This window comes from Glutamicibacter protophormiae (assembly GCF_016894325.1).
GTDB lineage: Bacteria > Actinomycetota > Actinomycetes > Actinomycetales > Micrococcaceae > Glutamicibacter > Glutamicibacter protophormiae.
Window position 1 is genome coordinate 1,781,865 of the sequence record NZ_CP069806.1, and the last position, 23,271, is coordinate 1,805,135.

Genomic DNA, 23,271 nt, shown 5'->3' on the forward strand with positions numbered 1-23,271 from the left:
TTTTATATGCATGTAGACGGAGCCAAAAAGGCTTGGGACCCAATCCTCCGCTGCGACCGGCATCAGCGGCCTGGCTCGTCGCGAGCCGGGCCGCTTGATCCGCTCTTCGAAATCAGGCGCTGGCTCCCTGCGCCGCCGCCAGTCCATTGTGGACACGTGCCTCCTGCGCAGCGCTGATTCCGGCGCGGCGGCCGAAGAAGCTTCCATCACCCAGGCTCGTGCCGCTGGCGTAGCCTCCGGCGCAGACTCCCGAGGTGCAGCGCCCCGCGGCGAACAGGCCCGGGATCGGTTCGCCGGAAACATGCAGCACCCGGGAGTCCGTATCGGTCTTCAGCCCGCCCAGGGTGAAGCCTCCGGTGCGGCGGCGCAGGTCGATGGCGGCCAGTGCGCCCTGAAGCGGCTTGACCCACTTCGGGTTCTTGCCCAGCAGGGGATCGGTGCCCTGCACCGCGAACCGGTTGTACTGCTCGATGGTGGCCTGCAGGCTGCCGGCCGGCAGCCCCATCTCGGCTTCCAGCTCAGCGGCGGACTCGGCCACCCAGGTCGGCTGCATCAGCAGCTCCGGGCTGGAGGTCTCGCTGGCCGAGCCTTCTTCGAAGGACTGCTCGTCGATGACCAGGAACGACTGGTTTTCCTGGTGGAACAGCGTCGCCTGTCCGATCCGGCCCGGGTAGGTGTCCTCGGTGATATAGCGCTGGCCCCGGCCGTTGACGAGGATGCCGCGCACCAGCAGCTGCGGATCGCAGAAAAACGCGACCTCGGTGGCGTCCATGTGGGCGGTGGCGGCACCGATCGACTGGCCCATCTGGATGGCGCGCCCGTCGTGCGCCTCGATGGATGCGGCCGGGCGGCCAAGGATCCGCGGGGCGTTGGCGCGGACCATTTCCTCGTTGTAGGCGAAGCTGCCCATCGCCAGGACCACGCCGCGGCGGGCCTTCACGTAGACATCCTCGCCGTAGCGCTTGGCCCCGATGCCCACGACGCGCCCGGCTTCGTCGATGACCAATGCCTGCACGCGCAGGTCGTACTCCGCGCGCACGCCCAGGGCCTGTGCGGTTTCGACCAGCGGCTTCATGAGCATGTAGCCGCCGCCCTGCTCGCCGGTCTTCTTGCCGGACATCTGCGGCACGTGCCCGCGCGGTGCCGGGGGAATCAAAGCGCTGAACGGGGCGGCGTTCTCGCCGCCTGAGTACATCAGCCCGTCGTCGTAGGGCGGCTCCCAGCCCGGCTGGCCCCAGAAGGACTCCTTGAAGACGACGCCCGCGTCCACCAGCCAGTTGTAGTGCTCCACGCTGCCTTCGCAGTAGGCGTCGATCTTGGCATCGTCGGTGCCCGGGCCGAGGGCTGCCTTCATGAAGTCCTTCATGTTCTCGACGGTGTCCTCGAAGCCCAGGGCCTGCTGCAGCGGCGTGCCGCCGCCGAGGTAGATGAAGCCGCCGGCCATGGACGCGGCGCCGCCCCAGCCGCCGGAGCGCTCGAGCACGAGCACCTCGGCTCCGGCCCTGGCGGCCTCGATCGCGGCGGTGGCCCCGGCGATGCCGTAGCCGGCCACGACCACGTCGGCCTCGAAGTCCCAGGTGCTGATGCTGCTGGCGGAAATGTTAAACGTGCTGGTATCGGACATGCGTGGGCATCCTCTCGAAACGGACCAAAAGTAACCAGAAGATTAGCTGTGCGCGTTCGACTCACCGGGACCCAGTCCCACTGGATGGAACCGGTTTCGCCTGCCTGCCGGGGCTATTCTCCGGTGCCCGCCAGCCGGCGCAGGCCGGCCGCGTCCAGCACCTCGTTGAAGACCGGGCCCTGCGGTTCCAGCGCCCGCCCGGCGGCCAGGTTCTGGAGGATCACCGGTGCGAAGCCGAGCACGCGGATCAGCTGCGCCACCGCTTCGGCGGCCTGAAGATCATCTGAGGCGACCCCCAACGCGCGCTGGGCGTCGCGCCGGGAGGCCTTGTCCGCATCCAGGTCCCAGTGGCTGATGTGGTTCAGCGCCTTGACCACGCGGCTGCCCTCGAAACGCGCGGCGATGACCTCGCTGCTGGACAGCCCTGCCTCCAGCCCGTCCTCGAACCACTGCGGCAGCGGTTCGTCCTCCCAGCGGTTGGTGGCATCCACCAGAATGGTCCCGGCCAGCGCCTGCGGGTCGACGTCGTCCAGTTCCTCCTGCGGCACCATGAGCACCACGAGATCGACACCCTGCGCCACGTCCTCTGCAGGGACCGCCTGGGCCTTGTTGGCGTACTGCGCCAGGTGGTATTTCATCGCGCTCGGCGTCCGGGTGGAGGCGATCTGGACCTCTAGCCCTTCTGCCGCGGCGACCCGGGCCAGTGCGGTGCCGGCCCGGCCGGCCCCCAGAATTCCGAAACGCGTGATATCCATGTGATCCATTCTGGATGGTTGGCGGCCGGCGGGCCGAATCCGGCGGCCTCCGGGTTAAGGAAAAAGGCCGCCGAACCATGCTTGGGGGCACATGGTTCGGCGGCCTCGGGGCTCCGGGAGCTAGCCGCCGAAGAGCGGCGAGAGAGACTTCCAGAGCTGCTGCCCACCCAGGATGATGAACAGGATCGCGGTCACGGCCAGGGCGCCGTTGGTGTGCCAGCGGTTCGCCCATTGCTTGGGCACCCGCTTGCCGTTGAGCAGTCCGAGCAGGGTCACGGCCATGAACGGCATGAACAGGGCGCCGAGCACGCCGTAGGCCAGGATCAGCGCGATCGGCTTGTCCAGCAGGAACAGCACCATCGGCGGGAAGGTCAGCCAGAGCACGTAGAACTTGAAGTACTTGCCGCCGGTCATGGTGTCCGGGTGGCCGGCCGGCTTCTTGCGCATGTGGCCCCAGAAGTCGGCGAACATCAGCGAGACGCCGTTCCACACGCCGATGATCGAGGAGAAGGACGCGGCCCAGAAGCCGACGAGGAAGCTGTTGCCCACCACGACGCCGTAGCGCTCGCGCAGCACGTCGGCCAGTTCCAGCAGGCCTTTGTCGCCGCCGGAGATGGCGACGCCCGCGGCGCGCAGCACCTCGGCGCCGACGATCAGCATGGCGATCACGAAGATGCCGGTCACGACGTAGGCCATGGTGTTGTCGATGCGCATCACGCGCATCCACTTCGGGGTGTACCAGCCCTTTTCACGCAGCCAGTAGCCGTACGCCGCCAGGGTGATGGTGCCGCCGACGCCGCCGGCCAGGGCCAGGGTGTATACGATGCCGCCTTCGGGGATCATCGGGATCAGGCCGGAGAACATCTCCGGGATGTTCGGGGCCGCAATGACCGCCAGGCCGACCACGGTGACGAACATGACGCCCACCAGCACCGCGGTGACCTTCTCGAAGAAGTTGTACTTGCCGAACCAGACCATGGCGAAACCGGCCAAGCCCATCAGCACCGACCAGATCTTCAGGTCGATCGAGGGGAACAGCGCCGCCAGCGGCATGGCCGCCGAGCTCATGGCGGTGGCGCCGTAGACGAAGCCCCAGATGATGATGTAGGGGCCGAAGTACCAGGTGGTCCAGCGTCCCAGCGTGCGCCAGCCCTCGAAGATGGTTTTGCCGGTGGCCAGCGTGTAGCGGCCGGCGCCCTCGACCAGCACGATCTTCAGGATCACGCCCAGCACCACCGCCCAGAGCAGCGCGTAGCCGTACTGGCTGCCGGCCACGAGGGTGGCGACCATGTCGGCCGCGCCTACGCCGGTGGCGGCGACCACCAGACCGGGGCCGACGATTTTCCATTTCGGCGGTGAACCGCCGTCGAGATCCGCATTCAGCGATCGCGTACTTTCTGACATGTGAGCCAGTCCTTTACGAATGTCGATCAGGCCCGGGCGGCAGCCCGGCACCTCGGTCAGCCGCTGCAGCAGGAGTTCACCATTGAATGGCCGCGGGCTGGAAGAACATTTCCAATCTAGAAGTGATGGCGGTTACGGCCAAGCTGGATGCGAAGAACTAACACTTCCTTAGGAAAGGACGTGACCCAAAGAACACGCAGGCCCCCGGCTGATAGAATTGACCAATTCAGAGCCCTTTATCCGAGGAAATACCGTGCATTTAATGGTCGTCGAAGATGACGATGCCGTGGCGATGGCGTTGGTCGATGCCGTGAATGCCGCCGGCCACGATGCGGTCCGGGTCGCGCGCGGGGCCGACGCCCTGCTGCAGCACCAGCAGGCGCAGATGATCCTGCTGGATCTGGGGCTGCCGGACATGGACGGGCTGGAGGTCCTGCGCAAGCTGCGCCAGGTCACCGGCGTGCCCATCGTCATCCTCACCGCCCGCAACGACGAACGCAGCGTGGTGCGCGGCCTGCGCCAGGGCGCCGACGACTACCTGGTCAAGCCCATCGGCCTGGCCGTGCTGCTGGCCCGCATCGAGGCGGTCGCCCGCCGATCCAGGGTGGAGGCGCCGGAGGCTGATGTCCTGGCCGTGGGGGAGCTGCGGGTGGACACCGGCAAGCGCGAGGCCTGGCTGGCCGAGCGCGAGCTGCCGCTGACCGCCAAGGAATTCGATCTGCTGTCGCTGCTGGCCCAGCATGCCGGCTCCGTCGTCACCCGCGAACAGATCCTGGATTCGCTGTGGGGCGATGCGTTCATGGCGGTTTCCCGCTCGCTCGACGTCCACCTGACCGGGCTGCGCGCCAAGCTGGGAAGGCCGGGCATGATCGTCAACGTGCGCGGGGTCGGTTACCGCATCGAGGCCGTGGCCGCGTGAGGCTCCGTGTGCTGGGTGTGCTCGGCTCGCTGCTGTGCCTGATCGCGGCCATCCTGAGCATGCTGCTGCTGCAGAGCATCAGCCGGAACACCACCCAGGACATCCAGCTCAGCCGGCTCGCCTCGGTGAACCGCTTCGTCGAGCTGGGCACGTACGCGCAGGATGCCACCGACCACGAGGAGCTCCAGCTGGAGATGGACGCCTACTCGGAGCTGTTCGGCGAGGGGCTGCTGATCAGCCTGGGCGGGCTGCAGTTCACCTCCGGCGGCATCGATCCGCTGGATCCGGAGGTGGGCGCCGTGCAGCGCCGAGCCGCGCTGAACCTCGACCAGACCGGGATCGAGCCGATCAGCCCGTTCTCCGAGGAGGCCGCGCTGATTGCCCGCCCCTTCGGGAACTCGACCCAGGTGTTGGGCTCGGTGGTCATGGAGGTCAACCTCAACGACGCCCGGCAGTCGATCCTGCAGAGCTGGGGCGCGGTGGTGCTGGTGTCGCTGAGCGTCTGCGCCGGCATGCTGCTGCTCGCGGAGCGGCTTTCGGCCTGGGTGCTGCGGCCGGTGCACCGGCTGAGCGACGCGGTGGCGGAGCTGGCCACCACGCAGAGCCCGACGCCGCTGCAGGAAGCTGGCCCGCCGGAACTGCGCGCGCTGTCCCGGTCCTTTCAGCACATGGCGCAGAGCGTCGCCGACAGCCTGGCCCAGCAGCGCGAACTGATCGCCGAAACCTCCCACCAGCTGCGCAACCCGATCGCGGCCTTGCGGCTTCGCGTCGACCTGCTGAAGCTGCGGCTGGGGGAACAGGCCGAACCGGAGGGCGTCGCCGCCGTGGAACGGGAGCTTGAACGTGTTGAAACGCTGCTGGACGGGGTGCTGCGCCTGGCCAGCGCCGAGCACCGGCTCTCGGAGCGCAGCGCCGGCACCCCGGCCGCGCTCGGCACGGTGGTCCCGGCCCGGCTGCTGACCGAGGAAGTCGAACGGCAGAGCGTCGCGGCCCGGGAGCGCGGCATGCAGCTCAGGCTGGATCTGGATGCGCCCGGCAGCCTGGATGCCCGCGCGCAGTGCAACGGCTTCGAGCTGCAGCAGATGATCGCCGAGGTGCTGGAAAACTGCTTCAAGTACGCCTCGGGCCGTCCGGTCGACCTATCGGTTGAGGACCGCGGCCGGAGCGTGGATCTGGTGATCCGCGACTACGGGCCGGGGCTCGCGGCGCACGAGCTGTCCGCGGCCGCCGAGCGCTTCTGGCGGGCCGAGTCCTCCCGGCAGTCGCCGGGCACCGGGCTGGGCATGGCGATCGTGGACCGGCTGGTGCGGGCCAACGGGGGAGAACTGCTCCTTCAGGCGCCGGAGGGCGGGGGACTGCAGGTGACCCTGCGGCTGCTCGCGGCAGGCCCCGGCTCCACGGTCGGCACCGCAGGGGAGCAGGCCTGAGATGACGGGAATTCCTTCACGGCGCGCGGTGCTGGGTTATGCCCTGGCGGCCCCGGCCGCCGGACTGCTGGCAGGATGCGCCGCCGGACCGCGCCATGAGCGGTTGGACATCGCGGCCGGCGAAAGCGGCGGAATGTACTTCGAATTCGCCACGCTGCTCTCCCAGGCGCTGGTCCGCTACCGGCTCGCCGAGCACTCGTCCGCGCTGCAGACCGAGGCCAGCGCGCAGAACCTGCACCTGCTGGCCGAGCGCCGGGCCTCGCTGTCGCTGGCCCTGGCCGACACCGTGGCGCACTACCGGGCCGGCGCCAATGTGGGCAATCCGCTGGCCCTGGGCCGCGTGTACCAGAACTACTTCCACTGCATCGTGCGGGCCGACGCGCCCATCCGCGGGCTGTCCGATCTGGCCGGACGCCGGCTGGGAACTGGCGCGGCCGGCTCCGGGACCTGGGTGACCGGGCAGCGGATCCTGGAGCAGGCCGGGCTGAAGTCCGCGGGGACCTCGCCGAGGGAAGCCAAGCTGGGCTACGTCGCCGGGATCGCGGCGCTGGAATCCGGCCGGATCGACGCGCTGTTCCTCTTCGGCGGCATGCCCGTGGGCTCCGTCTCGGAGCTGGCCGCGCGCGTGGAGCTGCGCCTGCTCGACCTGTCCGCCGTGCTGCCCGGCCTGCGGTCCCGCTATCCCGGCCTCTACGACCGGGTGGTGATTCCGGCGGGGACCTACCCGGGCGTGGCCCAGGCGCAGAGCCTGGGCGTCGCGAACCTGCTGATGGCGCCGGCCAGCCTGCCCGAGAAGACCGCCGGCCAGGTGGTCAGGCTGCTGGTCGAGCGAGCCCAGGAGCTGATTCCGCACAGCAGTGCCGGCATCCAGTACCTGACCCCGCAGACCCTGGTCAGCACCGCGGGGCAGCCGCTGCACCCGGGCGCCCGACAGGCCTACCGGCAGCTTCATGGCTAGGCTGACGTGGTGTCACTTGTTGCGGGATTCGTTTTGCGCATTAGTGTTGAACCCACAAGCACCCGTTCGCGAGAGGAAGGCCTTCCATGCCGAAGCCTGCAGCTGTAGAACTCATGGAGGAGGAAGCGGTCGACGTCTGCCGCAGCCTGATCCGGATCGACACCACGAACTACGGCGGCAACAAGGGTGCCGGCGAACTGGAGGCGGCGCGCTACGTCGTCGCGCTGCTCGAAGAGGTCGGGCTGAAGCCCCGGATCTACGAGTCCGCGCCCGGGCGCGCGAACGTCGTGGTGCGGATCGAGGGTGCTGACGCTTCGCTTCCGGCGCTGGTCGTGCACGGGCATCTGGACGTGGTCCCGGCCATCGCCGAGGACTGGAGCGTGGACCCCTTCGGCGCCGAGGTCATCGACGGCATGATCTGGGGCCGCGGCGCGGTGGACATGAAGAACATGGACGCGATGATCATCGCCGCCGTCCGCCACCTGTGCCGGCAGCGCATCGTCCCGCGGCGGGACCTGGTCATCGCGTTCTTCGCCGACGAGGAAGCCGGCGGCGACTACGGGGCCGGCTGGATGGTCCAGAACCATCCGGAGCTGTTCGAGGGCGCCGCCGAAGCCATCAGCGAGGTCGGCGGCTTCTCCGTGGAGATCAACGGACGCCGGGCCTACATGCTGCAGACCGCCGAGAAGGGCATCGCCTGGCTGAAGCTCACCGCGCACGGGACGGCAGGGCACGGCTCGCAGATCAACACCGAGAACCCGGTGACGCGCCTGGCCGACGCGGTCTCGCGCATCGGCGGCCACCAGTGGCCGTTGTCGTACACGAAAACCACCCGGGCGCTGCTGGAGAACGTCGCCGAGCTGGCGGGCCTGGAGTTCAACGAGGAGGACCCGGCCCCGCTGCTGGAAGCCATGGGCAACGTCTCGCGGTTCGTCGGCGCGACGCTGCAGAACACCGCCAACCCCTCGGCCCTGGACGCGGGCTACAAGCACAACGTGATTCCCGGCCATGCCGAAGCCCTGGTCGACTGCCGCACCCTGCCCGAGGAGCACGAACAGGCGGTGGCGAAAATCAGGGAGCTCGCCGGGGAACACGTCGAGCTGTCCATGGTGCACGAGCAGGATTCGCTGGAAGTCCCGTTCGCCGGGTCGCTGGTGGATTCCATGGTCGAATCGCTGCTGGCGGAAGACCCCGAGGCGGTAGTGCTTCCGTACATGCTGTCCGGCGGGACGGACAACAAGTGGCTGGCGACACTCGGGATCACCGGCTACGGGTTCGCGCCCTTGCAGCTTCCTGCCGAACTCGATTTCACTGGCATGTTCCACGGGGTCGATGAACGGGTTCCGGTCGACTCGGTCAAGTTCGGCGTGCGGGTGCTCGAAGGCCTGCTGCGCAGCTACTGATACACAGAATTCCAGACCACCGGATTCACAGGAGGAAAACCTTGTCCATTGAAACCGTGCTCAGCGACGAGCTGCTTGAGCGTTTCCGCCGGCGGGCGGCCGACTACGACAGGGAGAACAGCTTCGCGGCGGAGGACTTCCAGGAACTGGCCGCGGCAGGATACCTGCGTGCACTGGTACCGGTCGAACGCGGCGGACTCGGCTGGGATTTCCAGCAGCTGGCCCTGGCGCAGCGGCGGCTGGCCTCGGCCGCGCCGGCCACCGCGCTGGCGGTGAACATGCACCAGGTCTGGGCCGGGGTGGCCCACCTGCTGGCGGCCCGCGGCGACCGCCGGCTGGACATGGTGATCGACTGGGTGGCCAAGGGCGAGGTCATGGCGTTCGGCATATCGGAGCCGGGCAACGACGCGGTGCTCTTCGACTCCAAGACCAGCGCGGTGACCCATTCCGACGGGTCGGTGTCGTTTACCGGGACCAAGATCTTCACTTCGCTCTCGCCGGCGTTCACCCGCCTGGGGATTTTCGGGAAGGACACCGTTTCCGGCGAGCTGGTCCACGCTTTCGTCGAGCGCGGGGCCGGGGTGCGTTCGCTCGGGGACTGGGACACCCTGGGCATGCGCGCGAGCCAGTCGCACACCACCAAACTGGACTCCGCCACCGCTCCCGAGGCCTGGGTGCATTCGCGGCTGCCGGCAGGCCCGAATCCCGACCTGCTGGTCTTCGGCATTTTCGCGTCCTTCCTGACGCTGACCGCCAGCGTGTATGTCGGCATCGCCGAGCGCGCGGTGGAGCTTGCCGCGGATTCGCTGGGCCAGCGGGTGCACCATGACGGCGTGAAGTATTCGCAGGACGTGCGGGCCCGGGGAATCCTGGCCGACGCAGCGATGCGCCTGCTGGCCCTCGACGCGCTGCAGCGTTCCGTGGCCGGAGACCTGGAATCCGGCGTCGACCACGGTGCGGCCTGGTTCCCGAAGCTGGTCACGTTGCGGACCCTGGCCGGGCAGACAGCCCGGGAGAACGTCCAGGGCGCCGGCCAATTGCTTGGCGGCGGGGCGTATTTCAGGGGCAGCGAATTCGAGAGGCTGTATCGCGACGTGCAGGCCAGCTGGTACCACCCGTCGAATGCGGCATCCGCGGCGAACACCGTGGCCAGCTGGCTGGTCGGGCCGCTGGAGTCATGACGCGCGACAGGCAGCACAACGGCGCGGAAACGGCCGGCTTGCTGCCTGTCTGTTCAGTCTTCGGTGCTACTTGGATGCGGTTTTCCTGCGTCCGGGCGGTTTCTTCACCGGAACCGGAGGGATGAAAGGCCCGTCGCCGCCTATGAGCTGCTCCAACCGCACCAGACCAACCAGTGTGGGGCTGGTGGAGGCGTATTCGACCCCGGAGGTGGGCCTGATACGGATCTTGTGCGGGGCCTCACTGACCACCTCTTCTTCCCAGCCCGGTGTCTCCTTGGCCAGGTTGCAGGCAGGACAGCGGCCTGATGCATTTGAATAGTCGGTCTGGCCGCCTTTGGCATGCTGCATGACGTGGTCGACATGGCTTGGCGTGTTGTTGCAGTGCGGGGTGCGGCAGAACGGGTCCCTGAGCAGAATCATCTGGCGCAGCTGCCCCTTGAAGAGGCGTTCCTTCGAATCCATGGCGACCAGATCCTGGCCGTTGGGTTCCAGGAACAGCCGGCGGAGCATCGGCAGGGCCTCGACGCGGCGCCTGAACAGATCCAGCACTTCTTCCGGCGAATCGGGGCCGGCTGCCTGCCAGGCAATGGCCAAGCGGCGGCCGTATTCGGCGGGAATGCTTCCGTAGCCAGTGATGCCGGCCAGCTGGTTCTCACCCAGCAGGAGCGACTTGTCGGTCATGACGAGGTTGATGTGGAGTTTCACCGGCAATGGCCGGTCAAGCGGAGCCCCGGTGGCGGTGCCGACCAGCGCGTCGGCCCGCAATTGCTCAAGGGTCCGCTGGTCACCCGCGGACTTGGCGGCCATGGCCTTGGACTCCAGGTCATTTTTCAGCGCCAGCCCCACTTCGATGGGAAGGCGCGCGTTGACCAGCATGCAGTCCTTGCCGGGCCGAATATGCACAAAACGGTCGCGGGCCTTCTTCTCCATGCGCAGGGTTTGCTCTTCGCTGTGGTTGGTATCGACGTATTTCTGGGCGAAGTCGCGAGCTGCCTTGGTCGACATGGAATCGAAAAGCGATGGTGCGTGCGCGTACATGCGGTCGAAAATCCGGCGTTCGTCGGAGGGCAGGTCGTCAAGGGGACCCATGATCGCAAGGACCAGCGACTCGCTGAGGTCCCCGGCCTCGAAGCGCGAAAACAGGTATGGCATGTCTGGAATGAGATTGCGCATGCAGTGCAGATAGGCGATGGATCCGCTTTGCGAGCGACGCCGGGCGATCGCGACCATATGAGCGGTGCCGCGCTCCTGGTCGACGGGATGGTCCTCCGGGGTGCAGCCGGTGAGCGAATCGATGCGAGCCGCGGCGCGAGCCTGGACGGACGACCAGAAAGCCTGCTGCCGTTCGGCCTGTTCGATGACCGTGATGCAGTCCGAGGCTTTGGTTGAATCCAGGGCTTGGTTGATGAACGCGGCGTCGAAGGGGTCAAGGCGTGGTGCGCCTTCGAAGCTCCACCCCTCGGGCGGCAGCTCTTCGAAGTAGTTTCGAGACACATCTAGATCTTCGAACATATATCCATTTTACGCCTGTTTGCGCCAGGAGAACAGGGTTTTTTGGCTGCGATGCCATTGAATCTAGGGCAGCGGAGACAGCGTGCTCTGGACTCGCATGACCCGCCGGCGCAGCCAGTACTTGTAGGCGCCGCCCTCATAGCGGCAGGTGCGCATCAGCTCCCACTTGCCGTTGTCAGCATGCTCGCGCAGCGCTGCGCGAGCGACATGCTTGGACTCGCCGGGAAAAGCGGTGATCACCATGTACTCGTAGCGAGAATCGTTTTCCTGGTGCAACGGCGCCTTAATGACTTCCTGAAGCATCGAACCCCCTATCGGAAAGGATGATTGCGTTGTAGCGTGATGCCATGAGTACTGATCCGAGCTACGCACTGCAGGCGCTCATCGCGCATTTGGAGCAACACCTGGCCGTGGTCTCCCAAAGCAGGGGATCGGCCGATGCCGCGATCGATACGGCTTTCGGGTCGCTCGCCGATGCCTTCGAAGACTACGAAGATGCGCTGTATGAACAGTATTCCGAACTTTTGCCATTCACGATACCTTCGGATGACCAGTGAGCACGACCACGGTATGAATTTTGCCCGCGCAGGTGTTTCCAGTGCGCTGCGCACCGGGCGGGTGAAGTAATGTCGAGGGGTGAATTGGTTTGAAGCAGCTTTCCTTGGACTCATCCAGGGCCTGACAGAGTTCCTCCCGATCTCGTCCTCAGCCCACCTGCGTATCGTCGGCGAGATCCTCCCCAACGCCCAGGATCCCGGCGCGGCCTTTACCGCGATCACCCAGCTGGGCACGGAGACCGCCGTGGTCGTTTTCTTCTGGCGTGACATCGTGCGGATCATCGGCGCCTGGGGCAAGGCGTTGGCGGGGAAGATCCCGCATTCGGACCCGGACGCGAAGATGGGTTGGCTGATCATCGTCGGCTCGATCCCGATCGCGGTGCTCGGCCTGCTGCTGGAAGACTACATCGACACCAACTTCCGTTCGCTGTGGATCGTGGCGACCACGCTGGTGGTCTTCGGCCTGATCCTGGCCATCGCGGACCACTACGGCCGCCAGACGCGCAGCCTTGATACGCTGACGCCGAAGCACGGCATCCTCTTCGGCTTCGCGCAGGCGCTGGCGCTGATCCCCGGCGTCTCCCGCTCCGGCGGCACCATCACCGCGGGCCTGCTCATGGGGTATACCCGGGAAGCGGCCGCACGCTACTCGTTCCTGCTGGCCATCCCCGCGGTGTTCGCCTCGGGCCTGTACAAGCTGGTGAAGTCCTTCGACGAGCCCGGCGTCTACACCCTGGCGCAGACCGGCCTCGCCACCGCGGTGGCCTTCGTGGTCGGCTTCCTGATCGTGGGCTGGTTCCTGAAGTTCGTCTCCTCCCACTCCTACCGCGTCTTCGTCTGGTACCGCATCCTGCTGGGCCTGGGCCTGTACGTCGTGCTGGGAATGGGCCTGATCAACCCGTAGGCGCATGATCCGCAGGTGTCCGTGAAGCGATTCACGGACACTTCGCGGTTAACGGGAATAAACCCAACTCTGCTTGACTTGGACTTAAAGAACTCAATCGTCGCATCTGCGAAAGGATGTACAACAGTGCACGCGTGGAAATCCCCGGAAGTACCGCACATCGTGGGCTCGGCCCCGATCCTGGAGGTCTTCGACACCTCATCCGGTGCGCTCCGGGCCACCGCGGAGGCGGCCACGGCGAACGAGCCGGCGAGCCTGTATGTCTGCGGCATCACCCCCTACGACGCCACCCACATGGGGCATGCGGCCACCTACGTCACCTTCGACCTGCTGCACCGCACCTGGCTGGACCAAGGCCGCGCGGTGACCTACACGCAGAACATCACCGACGTGGACGACCCGCTGCTGGAGCGCGCCGAGGCCACCGGGGTGGACTGGCGCGAGCTGGCCGCCTCGCAGATCGAGCTGTTCCGCGGGGACATGGAAGCGCTGAACGTGATCCCGCCGCAGCACTACGTGGGCGCCGTGGAATCAATCCACTGGCTGGTGCCGGTGGTCGAGCAGCTGCTGGACGCGGACCTGGCCTACATCGTGCCGGCCGGGGCCGACGGCGTGGAGGGCGACGTGTACTTCGACTCGATCGCCGCGCAGAACGACGCCTGGAAGCTGGGCACCGTCTCGGGCTACGACCGCGAAACCATGCTGGGCTTCTTCGCCGAACGCGGCGGGGACCCCGGCCGCGCCGGCAAGCGCGATGCGCTGGATCCGCTGCTGTGGCGCGCCGCCCGCGCGGGGGAGCCTTCGTGGGACGGCGGCAAGCTGGGCGCGGGCCGCCCGGGCTGGCACATCGAATGCTCGGTGATCGCCCGGCGCACGCTGCCCGCCCCGTTCACCGTGCAGGGCGGCGGATCGGACTTGATCTTCCCGCACCACGAATTCTCCGCGGCGCACGCGGCGGCCGTGGACGGCAAGGCGCTGGCGCAGGCCTACGTGCACACCGGCATGGTGGGCCTTGACGGCGAGAAGATGAGCAAGTCGCTGGGCAACCTGGTGCTGGTCTCCAAGCTGCGCGCCTCCGGCGTGGAGCCGGTGGCCATCCGCGCCGTGCTGCTCTCGCAGCACTACCGTTCTGACTGGTTCTGGACCGATCAGCTGCTTCAGCAGGCCGCCGCGCGCGTCGCCGCCTGGCGCGCACGCCTTGCCGGCACCGGGCTGGCCGAGGCCACCGCGCTGATGGCCGCCATCCGCGCGCGCATGGCCGAGGACCTGAACGCCCCGGCCGCGCTGGATGCCATCGACCGGTGGGCCGCCACCGCGCCGGAAGGAAGCGGCGAGGGCGAGTCGCTGGTCGTGGACGGGCTGGATGCGCTGCTGGGCCTGAAGCTCAGGTAGCCGAATGACGCCGCTGCGGGGCCCGCTTTCGTGATCCTAGATCTCGAAGTCGGGTCCCTGGCCGTCGGTGCGGTAGCGGCCGCGGCGGCGCAGGTAGCGCTCGAACTCGCGGGCGATGGTCTCCCCGCTGGCCTCGGGCAGCTCGCTGGCGTCGGTGGCCTCCTCCAGCTGCTGCACGTACTTGGAAACGTCCGGATCCGAGGCGGCCAGCTCGTCCACCCCCAGCTTCCAGGCCACCGCATCCTCGCGCAGCTGCTGGGCCGGGATCGATGCCGGCAGCAGCTCTTCGAGCAGTTCCACCAGCGCCAGCTGGACGCGCGGGCTGGGCGCCTGCGCCACGTAGTGGGACAGCTGCGCCCACAGCGACATCGTCGGGACCCCGCTGCGCTGCAGCTCGATGCCCAGCACCGAGGGGATGCCGGTCGGCCCGGAATAGCCCGAAGCGGTGATGTTGAAGTGCTCCTGCAGTCCCGGATCGTCGCTGGACATGGAGGTCGGCACCGGGCGCGTGTGCGGCACGTCGGCCAGCAGCGCGCCCAGGGTCAACGCGGCGCGCACATTCTGCGCGGCCGCGTACTGCAGGATCTGGGCGCAGAATCCCTGCCAGCGGAACGTCGGCTCCACCCCGAGAACCACCACCAGGTCCGCGTCGGCCGCCGGCTGCGCGATGCGGTAGATATCGGTCTGCGGCCATTGCACCTCGCGGCCGCGCTCGGTCAGCTTCGAGGTGGGCCGGGTGAACTGGTAGTCGTAGTAGTCGTCCAGGCCGATGGTCGCCACGTGCTCCGGGGCGCTGATGTCGAGGATGCGGCGCACCGCATCGCTGGCGGCCGAGCCGGCGTCGTTCCAGCCTTCGAAGGCGGCGACGAGCACCGCCGGGCGGCGCTCATGGCCGCCGCGCGCGATGAAGCCGTTGAGCGTCGGCGCGTGGTATTGCTCGGTCAACCGGGACTCCCTTGCCGTTTTCGTGTGAGGTTTCGGGCTTCCGCTGCGGGGGTGCCGCAACGGCTTAGCCCCACTCTTCCATCTAGAATGGACTCATGCCAAGCACCAGTTTTGCCTTTGACACAAATCTGCCGCCCGAGGGCCCGCACGCCGTGCTGTGGGACATGGACGGCACCCTGATCGACACCGAGCCGTACTGGATCGCCGCCGAAGGGGAACTGGTGGCCGCCCACGGCGGGACCTGGAGCGAGGAACAGGCCCATGCCCTGGTCGGCAGCGCGCTGCCCGATGCCGCCCGGGTGCTGCAGGCCGCCGGGGTCCAGCTGGGCGTGCGCGAGATCATCGAGAAGCTCGGCGCCCGCGTGGCCGCCGGGATCCGCGAGCGGATGCCGTGGCGTCCCGGGGCCCTCGAACTGCTCACCGGGCTGCACGCGGCCGGGGTGCCGCAGGCGCTGGTGACCATGTCCGAGCGCAGCGTCGTGGACGAGCTGCTGCCGCTGCTGCCCGCGGGCATCTTCCAGGCCACCGTGACCGGGGAGGAAGTCTCCCGGGGCAAGCCGCACCCCGAGCCCTACCTGCGCGGGCTGCGGCTGCTCTCCGAGCTGGCGGGCGCGCCGCTGGACCCGGCCCGCTGCATCGGCCTGGAGGACTCGGCCCCCGGCATCGCCGCCGCCAGCGCCGCCGGCCTGCACGCGGTGCTGATCCCCAACGCCACCGATCCCGGCGCCGGGCCCTGGCGCCGGGTGGACTCGCTGTCCGGGGTCGACCTGCGGGTGATGGCCGCCTGGCTGGCCCAGGTGAACGCATGAGCGAAGAAACGCACAAGGCTCCGGGGCTCAAGCTCGGGCGGATCGGCGGCGTGCCGGTCTACCTGTCCTCCTCCTGGTTCATCATCACCGCGGTGATCACCGTCTCGATGGGCGTGCAGCTCTCGCAGACCGCACTGGTCCCGGCGGCCGGCGCCTACCTGCTGGGCTTCGCCTGCGCCGTGGCGATCGCGCTGGCGGTGCTGGTGCACGAGGTCGCCCACGCCATGGTGGCGCGCGCCTTCAAATGGCCCGACGCGCACATCGTGCTGACCCTGATGGGCGGGCACACCCAGTTCGGCTCCTTCAAGGCCAGCCCCGGCGCCTCGCTCTGGGTCGCGCTGGCCGGGCCGCTGTCCAACTTCGCGCTGGCGGGCCTGGGCTGGGGGATCGGCCAGCTGGCCGAGCTGAACATCTACCTTGAGCTGCTGCTGGACTTCGGCGTGTACGCGAACCTGCTGCTGGGCGCGTTCAACGCGCTGCCCGGCCTGCCGCTGGACGGCGGCCGGCTGGTCGAGTCGATCGTCTGGAAGGCGACCGGATCGCAGTACAAGGGCACCATCGCCTCGGCCTGGGTGGGCCGGGCGATCGCCGCCGCGGTGGTGTTCTTCTTCGTGGTCTTCCCGTTCCTGCGCGGCCAGGAGGTGCAGATCATCACCGCCGTGGTGGGGCTGATGGTCGCCGTGTTCATGTGGCAGGCGACCACCGCGCTGATCGGCCACTCCAAGCTGATGCTGAACCTGCCCACCGTCATCGCCTCCGACTTGATGCAGCCGGCCAGCGCCATGGCCTCGGCCGCGACGGTCGCCGACGTGCACCTGCGCCGGGCCCAGCGCGGCGGCCAGGTCATCCTGGTCGACCCGCGCGGCATGCCCGTGGGCGTGGTCGACGAGGCGGCGCTGTCCCGGGTCGACCCGGCGCACGCCGCACAGGTCCCCGCGCTGGCAGTCTCCCGGGCGCTGGGCGAAGGCGCCGTGGTGGCCGAGGACTCCGACGGCCGCGAGCTGATCGACTACCTGGCCAGCGTGCCCACGGCCGAATACGCGGTGATCTCCCACCGCGGCGTCGTGGTCGGCCTGCTGCACCAGGCCGACATCGTCAACGCGGTCACCGGCCGCAGGAAATAACCCCCAACGCTTCCAAGCACCAACCAATGAAGGACGACACCGTGAGCCAGACTCCCGAGCAGCCCCAGCCCGCCGCCGCCCCGCACGGAGCCGACGCCCGCCGCGGCCCGTTCCGCGTGGGCGACCGCGTGCAGCTGACCGATGAAAAGCGCCGCATCAACACCATCACCCTGCAGCCCGGCGGGGAGTTCCACACCCACAAGGGCGTGCTGCCGCACGAGGACATCATCGGCCTGCCCGAGGGTTCGGTCATCGAGAACGCCGACGGCTTCCGCTACCAGGCGCTGCGCCCGCTGGCCAAGGACTTCGTGCTGTCCATGCCGCGCGGGGCCACCGTGGTCTACCCGAAGGACGCCGCGCAGATCGTGCAGTTCGGCGACATCTACCCCGGCGCGCGCGTGGTCGAGGCCGGCGTGGGCTCCGGCGCGCTGTCCATCTCGCTGCTGCGCGCGGTAGGGGACGCGGGCTACCTGCACTCCTTCGAGCGCCGCGAGGAATTCGCGGACATCGCCCGCGGCAACATCTCCACCGTCTTCGGCGGGGAGCACCCGGCCTGGCGGATCTCCCTCGGCGACTTCCAGGACCGCGTGGTCCAGCTGGAGGAGCCGGGCAGCATCGACCGCGTGGTGCTGGATATGCTCAGCCCCTGGGAGTGCCTGGACGCGGTCGCCACCGTGCTGGCCCCCGGCGGGGTGTGGACCAACTACGTCTCCTCGGTGACCCAGATGTCCCGCGTGGTGGAGGCCATCCGCGAATCCGGCCAGTTCACCGAGCCTGAATGCTTCGAGACCCTGGTGCGCGGCTGGCACGTGGACGGGCTGGCCGTGCGCCCGGACCACCGGATGGTCGCGCACACCGCGTTCCTGATCACCACCCGCCGGCTGGCCGACGCCGCGGACGGCATCCCGAAGGCAAAGCGCATCAAGGAGCACTCCTACTCGGACGAGGACTTGAGCGCCTGGACCCGCGACCATGACGAGAACGAGTGGACCGCGCAGGCCCTGGGCGAGCGCGGGCTGTCGGACAAGAAGCTGCGCCGCGCCGCGCGCGACGCGAACCAGTCGGTGCGCGTGCGGGCCGCCCACGCCGAGGGCGCAGAGCAGGACTAGCCGCGGCAGGCGGTCCGCCATTTGAGATTCTTCATCTCATATGGTGATCCAGCGGCCCCGGGGGCGCTGTCCCCGGGGCCGTTGTCCGTACGATGGAAGTAGCCGCACGCTCCGGTGGCCGCGGGCGGCGGGAACAAGTGTTGGGAGATGTATTGTGAGCGAAAACCTCGAAGCGCAGCAACTGGCGCAGCGCCTGCAGATGACCGAACGCCAGGTCAACGTGCTGCGGGACAAGAACCGGGCGCTGGACAAGCAGCTGGCCGGGATCGGCGGGAACAACCAGCGGCTGGTCGCGCTGCTGGAAACCACGCGCGAGCAGATCATCACCCTCAAGGCAGCCCTGGAGCGCGACGGCGACGCCCCCTTCAGCTACGCCACCATCACCGCCAAGCACCCGCGCCGGCATCCCGAGCCCGGGCTGGGCATCGAATCCACCGCGATCCAGGCCGTGGACGTGATGTACTCCGGGCGCAAGCTGCGCGTGACAGTCTCCCCGCTGCTGGACTTCGAGAAGCTGCACGTGGGCCAGCAGGTGCTGCTCAACGAGGCGCTCGTGGTTATCGCCGGGCTGGGCTACGAGGAAACCGGCGAGCTGGTCACCATCAAGGAGCTGCTGGAGGACCACCAGGCAGTGGTGATGGCCCGGGCCGACGACCAGCGCGTGATCACCTTGGCCCAGCCGCTGCGCGAGGAGCACCTGCGAGTGGGCGACCAGCTCACCGTGGACTCCCGCACCGGCCTGGGCATGAGCCGCGTGCACCTGACCGACATGCAGTCCCTGGTGCTGGAGGAAGTCCCGGACATCGCCTACTCGGACATCGGCGGGCTGAACTCGCAGATCGAGGCGATCCAGGACTCCGTCGAGCTGCCCTTCGCCCACCCGGAGCTCTACCGCGAGCACGGGCTGAGCGCCCCGAAGGGCATCCTGCTCTACGGCCCCCCGGGCTGCGGCAAGACCCTGATCGCCAAGGCCGTGGCGCATTCGCTGGCCCAGCGCGCCGCGGAGCGCAACGGGGCGGGCAGCACCCGCAGCTACTTCCTGAACATCAAGGGCCCGGAACTGCTGGACAAGTACGTCGGGGAAACCGAGCGCCACATCCGGCTGATCTTCGCCCGCGCCCGCGAAAAGGCGCTGCACGGCGACCCGGTGGTGGTGTTCTTCGACGAGATGGAATCGCTGTTCCGCACGCGCGGCACCGGCGTGTCCTCCGACGTGGAAACCACCATCGTGCCGCAGCTGCTCGCGGAGATCGACGGGGTGGAGCGCCTGGACAACGTGATCGTGATCGGCGCCTCGAACCGCGAGGACATGATCGACCCGGCCATCCTGCGCCCCGGCCGGCTGGACGTGAAGATCAAGATCCGCCGGCCGGACGCCTCCGGCGCGGCGGAGATCTTCGGCAAGTACCTCACCACGCAGCTGCCGATCCACGCCGCGGAGCTGGCCGCCGACGCCGACGCGCAGGCCACCATCGATCGGATGATCCGCGGGACGGTGGAGGCCATGTACTCCACCGCGCAGGTCAACGAGTTCCTGGAGGTCACCTACGTGACCGGCGACTCGGAGATCCTCTACTTCAAGGACTTCGCCTCCGGCGCGGTGATCCACAACGTGGTGGACCGCGCGAAGAAGCATGCCATCAAGGCGCTGATCACCGATGGCGAGCGCGGGCTGAAGATGGAGTACCTGCTGCGCGCGGTGCGCGAGGAGTTCGCCGAGCACGAGGACATGCCCAACACCACCAACCCGGACGACTGGGCCCGCATCTCCGGGCGCAAGGGGGAGCGGATCAGCAACATCCGCTCGCTGGTGAACCAGCGGGCCGCCAAGTGAGCGCCCGCCGCCTGGTCGGGCTGGAAACCGAATACGGCATCATCCGCCCCGGCATGCCCAAGGCCAACGCCACGGTGCTCTCCGCGCAGATCGTCGACTCCTACGCCCAGCTGGTGGCGCAGGGGGATGCGCGGGTCCAAGGCGCGCGCTGGGACTACGCCGACGAATCCCCGCTGCAGGACGCGCGCGGCTTCGCCATGGACCGCGCCGCCGCCCACCCCAGCCAGCTCACCGACGTGGAGCCGGCCCAGCAGGAGGGCATCTGGACCGCGGAGTCCATCGCGCTGTCCGGCAACGACGCGCGCATCGGCTCGACCCTGTACCAGGAGAAGGACACCACCGACGTGGTGATGAACATGGTGCTGGGCAACGGGGCCAGGCTCTACGTGGACCACGCCCACCCCGAGTACTCCAGCCCCGAATCCACCTCCCCGCGCGACGCGGTGCTCTGGGACCAGGCCGGCGACGAGGTCATGCGCCGGGCCGCGGCCTCGGCCCAGGCGCTGGGCGGCGGGCAGCTGCTGCTGTACAAGAACAACACCGACAACAAGTCGGTCTCCTACGGCGCGCATGAGAACTACCTGGTGCCGCGCGCCGTGGAATTCTCCGACCTGGTCGCCGGGCTCACCCCCTTCTTCGCCAGCCGGCAGATCTTCTGCGGCGCCGGCCGCGTGGGCCGTGGCATGCTCGGGGAACGCGCCGAATTCCAGGTCTCCCAGCGCGCGGACTTCTTCGAGGCGGAGGTGGGGCTGGAAACCACCATCAACCGCCCGATCATCAACACCCGCGACGAGCCGCACGCGGTCTGGGACAAGTACCGGCGGCTGCACGTGATCATCGGGGATGCGAACCTCGGGCAGGTCTCCACGCTGCTGCGCGTGGGCACCACCAACCTGGTGCTCAGCCTCATCGAGGCCGGCCTGGCGCCGAAGCTTGAACTGGAGGACCCGGTGGCGGCACTGCAGCAGATCAGCCACGACCCGAGCCTGAAGACCGCGGTGCGGCTGCGCGGCGGGCGCCGCCTGACGGCCATCGAGATCCAGCGCGAATACCTGCGGGCCGCGCAGGCCTACTGCGCGCAGCGCGGCATCGAGGACGCGGACACCGCCGAGATCCTGCAGCGCTGGGAGGGAATCCTGGACCTGCTGGAGCGCGACCCGATGCTGGCCGCCGACCAGGTCGACTGGATCGCCAAATACCGGCTGGTGACCTCCTTCGCGGACCGCCACGGCCTGGGCCTGGACGATCCGCGGATCGGGCTGATGGACCTGCAGTGGGCGGACCTGCGCCAGGACAAGGGCCTGTACTACCGGCTCGCCGCGCGCGGGGCCATGCAGACGCTGTTCACCCAGGAGCAGATCAACCAGGCGGTCGCCGCCCCGCCGGAGGACACCCGCGCCTACCTGCGCGGCATGACGCTGCAGCGCTACGCGCCCTACGTCATCGCGGCGAACTGGGACGCGCTGACCTTCGCGGTGCCCGGGGCCCGCAGGGTGAACCGCGTGTTCCTCTCCGAGCCGCTGGGCGGATCGCGCAAGGACGTGGGCCGGCTGTTCGACGCGAACCTCGAGATCGACGAGTTCATCAACAAGTTGGCGCCGCGCGCCTAGAACGAGCAGAATAAGAATCACTGCCGGTGCGTATTTCACGGCAGCCACATTTGAAGCAAAGGAGAGGGCCATGACGCAGGAAAGCTTTTCGTCCCGCAAGCAGCACGAGACCCAGGAGCATGCCGAGCAGATCCAGGTCAACACCACCGGCCAGTCCGCCGGCGTGGACGACCTGCTCGACGAGATCGACTCGGTGCTGGAATCCAATGCCGAGGAATTCGTCCGCGGCTTCGTGCAGAAGGGCGGCCAGTAGCCCCACGGGCTGCAGCCACCATCCATAGGCGCCGCCGGCGCCGCAGCTGAGGGGAAGTACTTTTCCAGTGGATCGCAGAATCTTCGGCCTGGAGACCGAGTTCGGGCTCAACTACGTGCCGTCCGACGGACGCCGATTGACCCCGGAAGACGCCGCCAGGCACCTGTTCCGTCCGATCGTGGCCTGGGGCCGCAGCTCGAACGTCTTCCTGGAGAACGGCTCGCGCCTGTACCTGGACGTGGGTTCCCACCCGGAGTACGCCACCGCGGAGTGCGACCAGCTGCTGCAGCTGATCGCCCACGACCGGGCCGGCGAGGCGCTGATGCTGGACTTGGTCGACCAGGCCGAGGACCACCTGGCCGAGGAAGGGCATGAGGGCAAGATCTTCATGTTCAAGAACAACGTGGACTCGGCCGGGAACTCCTACGGCTGCCACGAGAACTACCTGATCCCGCGCAAGATCGAGTTCAAGCGTCTGGCCGACATGCTCATCCCGTTCCTGGTCACCCGGCAGCTGCTGTGCGGCGCGGGCAACCTGGTGCAGGTGGACGACGAGACCCGGTACGTGTTCTCGCAGCGCGCTGACCATATGTGGGAGGGCGTTTCCTCGGCGACCACCCGCTCGCGCCCGATCATCAACACCCGCGACGAACCGCACGCCGACGCGGAATACCACCGCCGGCTGCACGTGATCGTGGGCGACTCCACGATGAGCGAAACCACCCAGCTGCTGAAGATCGGCGCCACCGACTTGGTGCTGCGGCTGATCGAATCCGGGGAGATCTACCACGACCTTCGCCTGGAGAACCCCATCCGCTCCATCCGCCAGGTCTCGCACGACTTCACCGGCCAGACCGTCGTGCGCCTGATGGGCGGGGACGAGCCGACCGCGCTGCAGATCCAGTGGGTGCTCTTCGAAGCGGTGAAGGAATTCGTGGCCCGCCACGGCGCCCACCACGACCGCGTCGAGCAGATCCTCGAACTGTGGGAACGGGTGCTCACCGCCATCGAGGCGCAGGACTTCTCCGCCATCGACACCGACATCGACTGGGCCATCAAGCGCAAGCTGCTGCTCGGGTACGCGCAGAAGAACTCCCTGGAGCTCTCCTCGCACCGGTTGGCCCAGCTGAACCTGACCTACCACGACATCGATCCCGCCCGCGGGTTGTTCCACCTGCTCAAGAGGCGCGGACTGGCCACCTCCGTGGTGTCCGACGAGCAGATCCGCGACGCCGTGGTGAACCCCCCGGCCACCACCCGCGCCGCGCTGCGCGCCAAGTTCATCCGCGCTGCCCGCGCCACCGGCCGGCGCTACAGCGCCGACTGGGTGCACATGAAATACGAGGAAGGCGCCGGCGGCATCGTGCTGGCCAAGGACCCGTTCGCGACCACCAATCCGCAGGTCGACGAGCTGATCCGGATCATGAGCCAGCCGGTGTAGTGAGCTGGCGGAAAGACTTTTCACAGCAAGCGGAACTAGGCTTGGATGCAAGCGCGTTCCGCTGACACCCAGGTTCGCCACGCAATTTTTTGAATTAAACAGAAGAACGA

At 68.1% G+C, this 23,271-nt stretch carries 20 protein-coding genes and 1 pseudogene; 15 read left to right on the forward strand and 6 right to left on the reverse strand.

The features are described 5' to 3' along the window. Positions 1-112: 112 nt before the first annotated feature. The 3 genes from JQN66_RS08300 to JQN66_RS08310 all read right to left on the reverse strand — a co-directional run bounded on the left by JQN66_RS08300 (position 113) and on the right by JQN66_RS08310 (position 3,783). Positions 113-1,624: an FAD-dependent oxidoreductase gene (locus tag JQN66_RS08300; protein ID WP_204677356.1), complete on the reverse strand. Its 1,512-nt coding sequence runs from the start codon at positions 1,622-1,624 to the stop codon at positions 113-115. 113 nt (positions 1,625-1,737) lie between these two features. After that, a complete protein-coding gene (locus tag JQN66_RS08305; protein ID WP_204677357.1) occupies positions 1,738-2,379 on the reverse strand; it encodes an NADPH-dependent F420 reductase in 642 nt (213 codons plus the stop codon). Between the two features lie 120 nt (positions 2,380-2,499). After that, positions 2,500-3,783, reverse strand: coding sequence for an Nramp family divalent metal transporter (locus JQN66_RS08310; RefSeq protein ID WP_204677358.1), 1,284 nt, complete (start codon positions 3,781-3,783; stop codon positions 2,500-2,502). Positions 3,784-4,036: 253 nt separating this feature from the next. On the opposite strand from JQN66_RS08310, the gene JQN66_RS08315 reads away from it, so the two are divergent. The 5 genes from JQN66_RS08315 (at position 4,037) to JQN66_RS08335 (ending at position 9,671) form a co-directional block, all read left to right on the forward strand. Then, entirely contained in the window at positions 4,037-4,702 is a 666-nt protein-coding gene (locus JQN66_RS08315; protein WP_188948188.1) for a response regulator transcription factor, read from the forward strand. Continuing rightward, on the forward strand, positions 4,699-6,129 hold the full coding sequence (locus tag JQN66_RS08320; RefSeq protein WP_204677359.1) for a HAMP domain-containing sensor histidine kinase: 1,431 nt from the start codon (positions 4,699-4,701) through the stop codon (positions 6,127-6,129). The genes JQN66_RS08315 and JQN66_RS08320 overlap by 4 nt, the downstream gene beginning before the upstream one ends. Position 6,130: 1 nt before the next feature. After that, positions 6,131-7,087 (forward strand): TAXI family TRAP transporter solute-binding subunit, encoded by a 957-nt coding sequence (locus tag JQN66_RS08325; protein WP_204677360.1) that lies wholly within the window; start codon positions 6,131-6,133, stop codon positions 7,085-7,087. Positions 7,088-7,173: 86 nt separating this feature from the next. Then, positions 7,174-8,490, forward strand: coding sequence for a M20/M25/M40 family metallo-hydrolase (locus JQN66_RS08330; protein WP_204677361.1), 1,317 nt, complete (start codon positions 7,174-7,176; stop codon positions 8,488-8,490). Between the two features lie 41 nt (positions 8,491-8,531). After that, complete coding sequence (locus tag JQN66_RS08335) at positions 8,532-9,671, forward strand: acyl-CoA dehydrogenase family protein (RefSeq protein ID WP_204677362.1); 1,140 nt, start codon at positions 8,532-8,534, stop codon at positions 9,669-9,671. Positions 9,672-9,737: 66 nt separating this feature from the next. Here the strand turns inward: JQN66_RS08335 and JQN66_RS08340 are convergent, their stop codons facing one another. Next, positions 9,738-11,165, reverse strand: a complete 1,428-nt coding sequence (locus JQN66_RS08340) for an HNH endonuclease (protein ID WP_204677363.1) — start codon at positions 11,163-11,165, stop codon at positions 9,738-9,740. A gap of 81 nt (positions 11,166-11,246) precedes the next feature. Next, entirely contained in the window at positions 11,247-11,486 is a 240-nt protein-coding gene (locus tag JQN66_RS08345; RefSeq protein WP_188948194.1) for a DUF5703 family protein, read from the reverse strand. Positions 11,487-11,530: 44 nt separating this feature from the next. Here JQN66_RS08345 and JQN66_RS08350 point away from each other — a divergent pair, with 44 nt between their 5' ends. The 3 genes from JQN66_RS08350 (at position 11,531) to mshC (ending at position 14,036) form a co-directional block, all read left to right on the forward strand. Next, complete coding sequence (locus JQN66_RS08350) at positions 11,531-11,740, forward strand: hypothetical protein (protein ID WP_047119094.1); 210 nt, start codon at positions 11,531-11,533, stop codon at positions 11,738-11,740. A gap of 79 nt (positions 11,741-11,819) precedes the next feature. Then, the gene (locus JQN66_RS08355; RefSeq protein ID WP_188948195.1) at positions 11,820-12,644 is read left to right on the forward strand and encodes an undecaprenyl-diphosphate phosphatase; all 825 of its coding nucleotides are present in this window, start codon (positions 11,820-11,822) and stop codon (positions 12,642-12,644) included. Between the two features lie 126 nt (positions 12,645-12,770). Next, positions 12,771-14,036 carry a cysteine--1-D-myo-inosityl 2-amino-2-deoxy-alpha-D-glucopyranoside ligase gene (gene mshC / locus JQN66_RS08360; RefSeq protein WP_188948196.1) on the forward strand — a complete coding sequence of 422 codons (1,266 nt, stop codon included), beginning with the start codon at positions 12,771-12,773 and terminating at the stop codon, positions 14,034-14,036. 36 nt (positions 14,037-14,072) lie between these two features. Here the strand turns inward: mshC and JQN66_RS08365 are convergent, their stop codons facing one another. Continuing rightward, complete coding sequence (locus JQN66_RS08365) at positions 14,073-14,981, reverse strand: proteasome assembly chaperone family protein (RefSeq protein ID WP_204677364.1); 909 nt, start codon at positions 14,979-14,981, stop codon at positions 14,073-14,075. 95 nt (positions 14,982-15,076) lie between these two features. Here JQN66_RS08365 and JQN66_RS08370 point away from each other — a divergent pair, with 95 nt between their 5' ends. From JQN66_RS08370 to pafA, 7 genes and pseudogenes are all read left to right on the forward strand, one after another. Further along, positions 15,077-15,790, forward strand: coding sequence for an HAD family hydrolase (locus tag JQN66_RS08370; RefSeq protein WP_204677365.1), 714 nt, complete (start codon positions 15,077-15,079; stop codon positions 15,788-15,790). Continuing rightward, a complete protein-coding gene (locus tag JQN66_RS08375; RefSeq protein WP_188948199.1) occupies positions 15,787-16,914 on the forward strand; it encodes a site-2 protease family protein in 1,128 nt (375 codons plus the stop codon). Before JQN66_RS08370 ends, JQN66_RS08375 begins: the two co-directional genes overlap by 4 nt. Positions 16,915-16,940: 26 nt before the next feature. Further along, on the forward strand, positions 16,941-18,023 hold the full coding sequence (locus tag JQN66_RS08380; protein ID WP_188948200.1) for a tRNA (adenine-N1)-methyltransferase: 1,083 nt from the start codon (positions 16,941-16,943) through the stop codon (positions 18,021-18,023). A 199-nt stretch (positions 18,024-18,222) separates the two neighbouring features. Further along, a complete protein-coding gene (gene arc, locus JQN66_RS08385) occupies positions 18,223-19,857 on the forward strand; it encodes a proteasome ATPase (RefSeq protein WP_204677524.1) in 1,635 nt (544 codons plus the stop codon). Continuing rightward, positions 19,854-21,467: a depupylase/deamidase Dop gene (dop, locus tag JQN66_RS08390; RefSeq protein ID WP_204677366.1), complete on the forward strand. Its 1,614-nt coding sequence runs from the start codon at positions 19,854-19,856 to the stop codon at positions 21,465-21,467. Before arc ends, dop begins: the two co-directional genes overlap by 4 nt. A gap of 148 nt (positions 21,468-21,615) precedes the next feature. Next, positions 21,616-21,720: pseudogene (locus JQN66_RS18665) on the forward strand (ubiquitin-like protein Pup); the annotation flags it as partial. Positions 21,721-21,787: 67 nt separating this feature from the next. Further along, on the forward strand, positions 21,788-23,161 hold the full coding sequence (gene pafA, locus JQN66_RS08400) for a Pup--protein ligase (protein ID WP_204677368.1): 1,374 nt from the start codon (positions 21,788-21,790) through the stop codon (positions 23,159-23,161). The last annotated feature ends 110 nt before the right edge of the window (positions 23,162-23,271 follow it).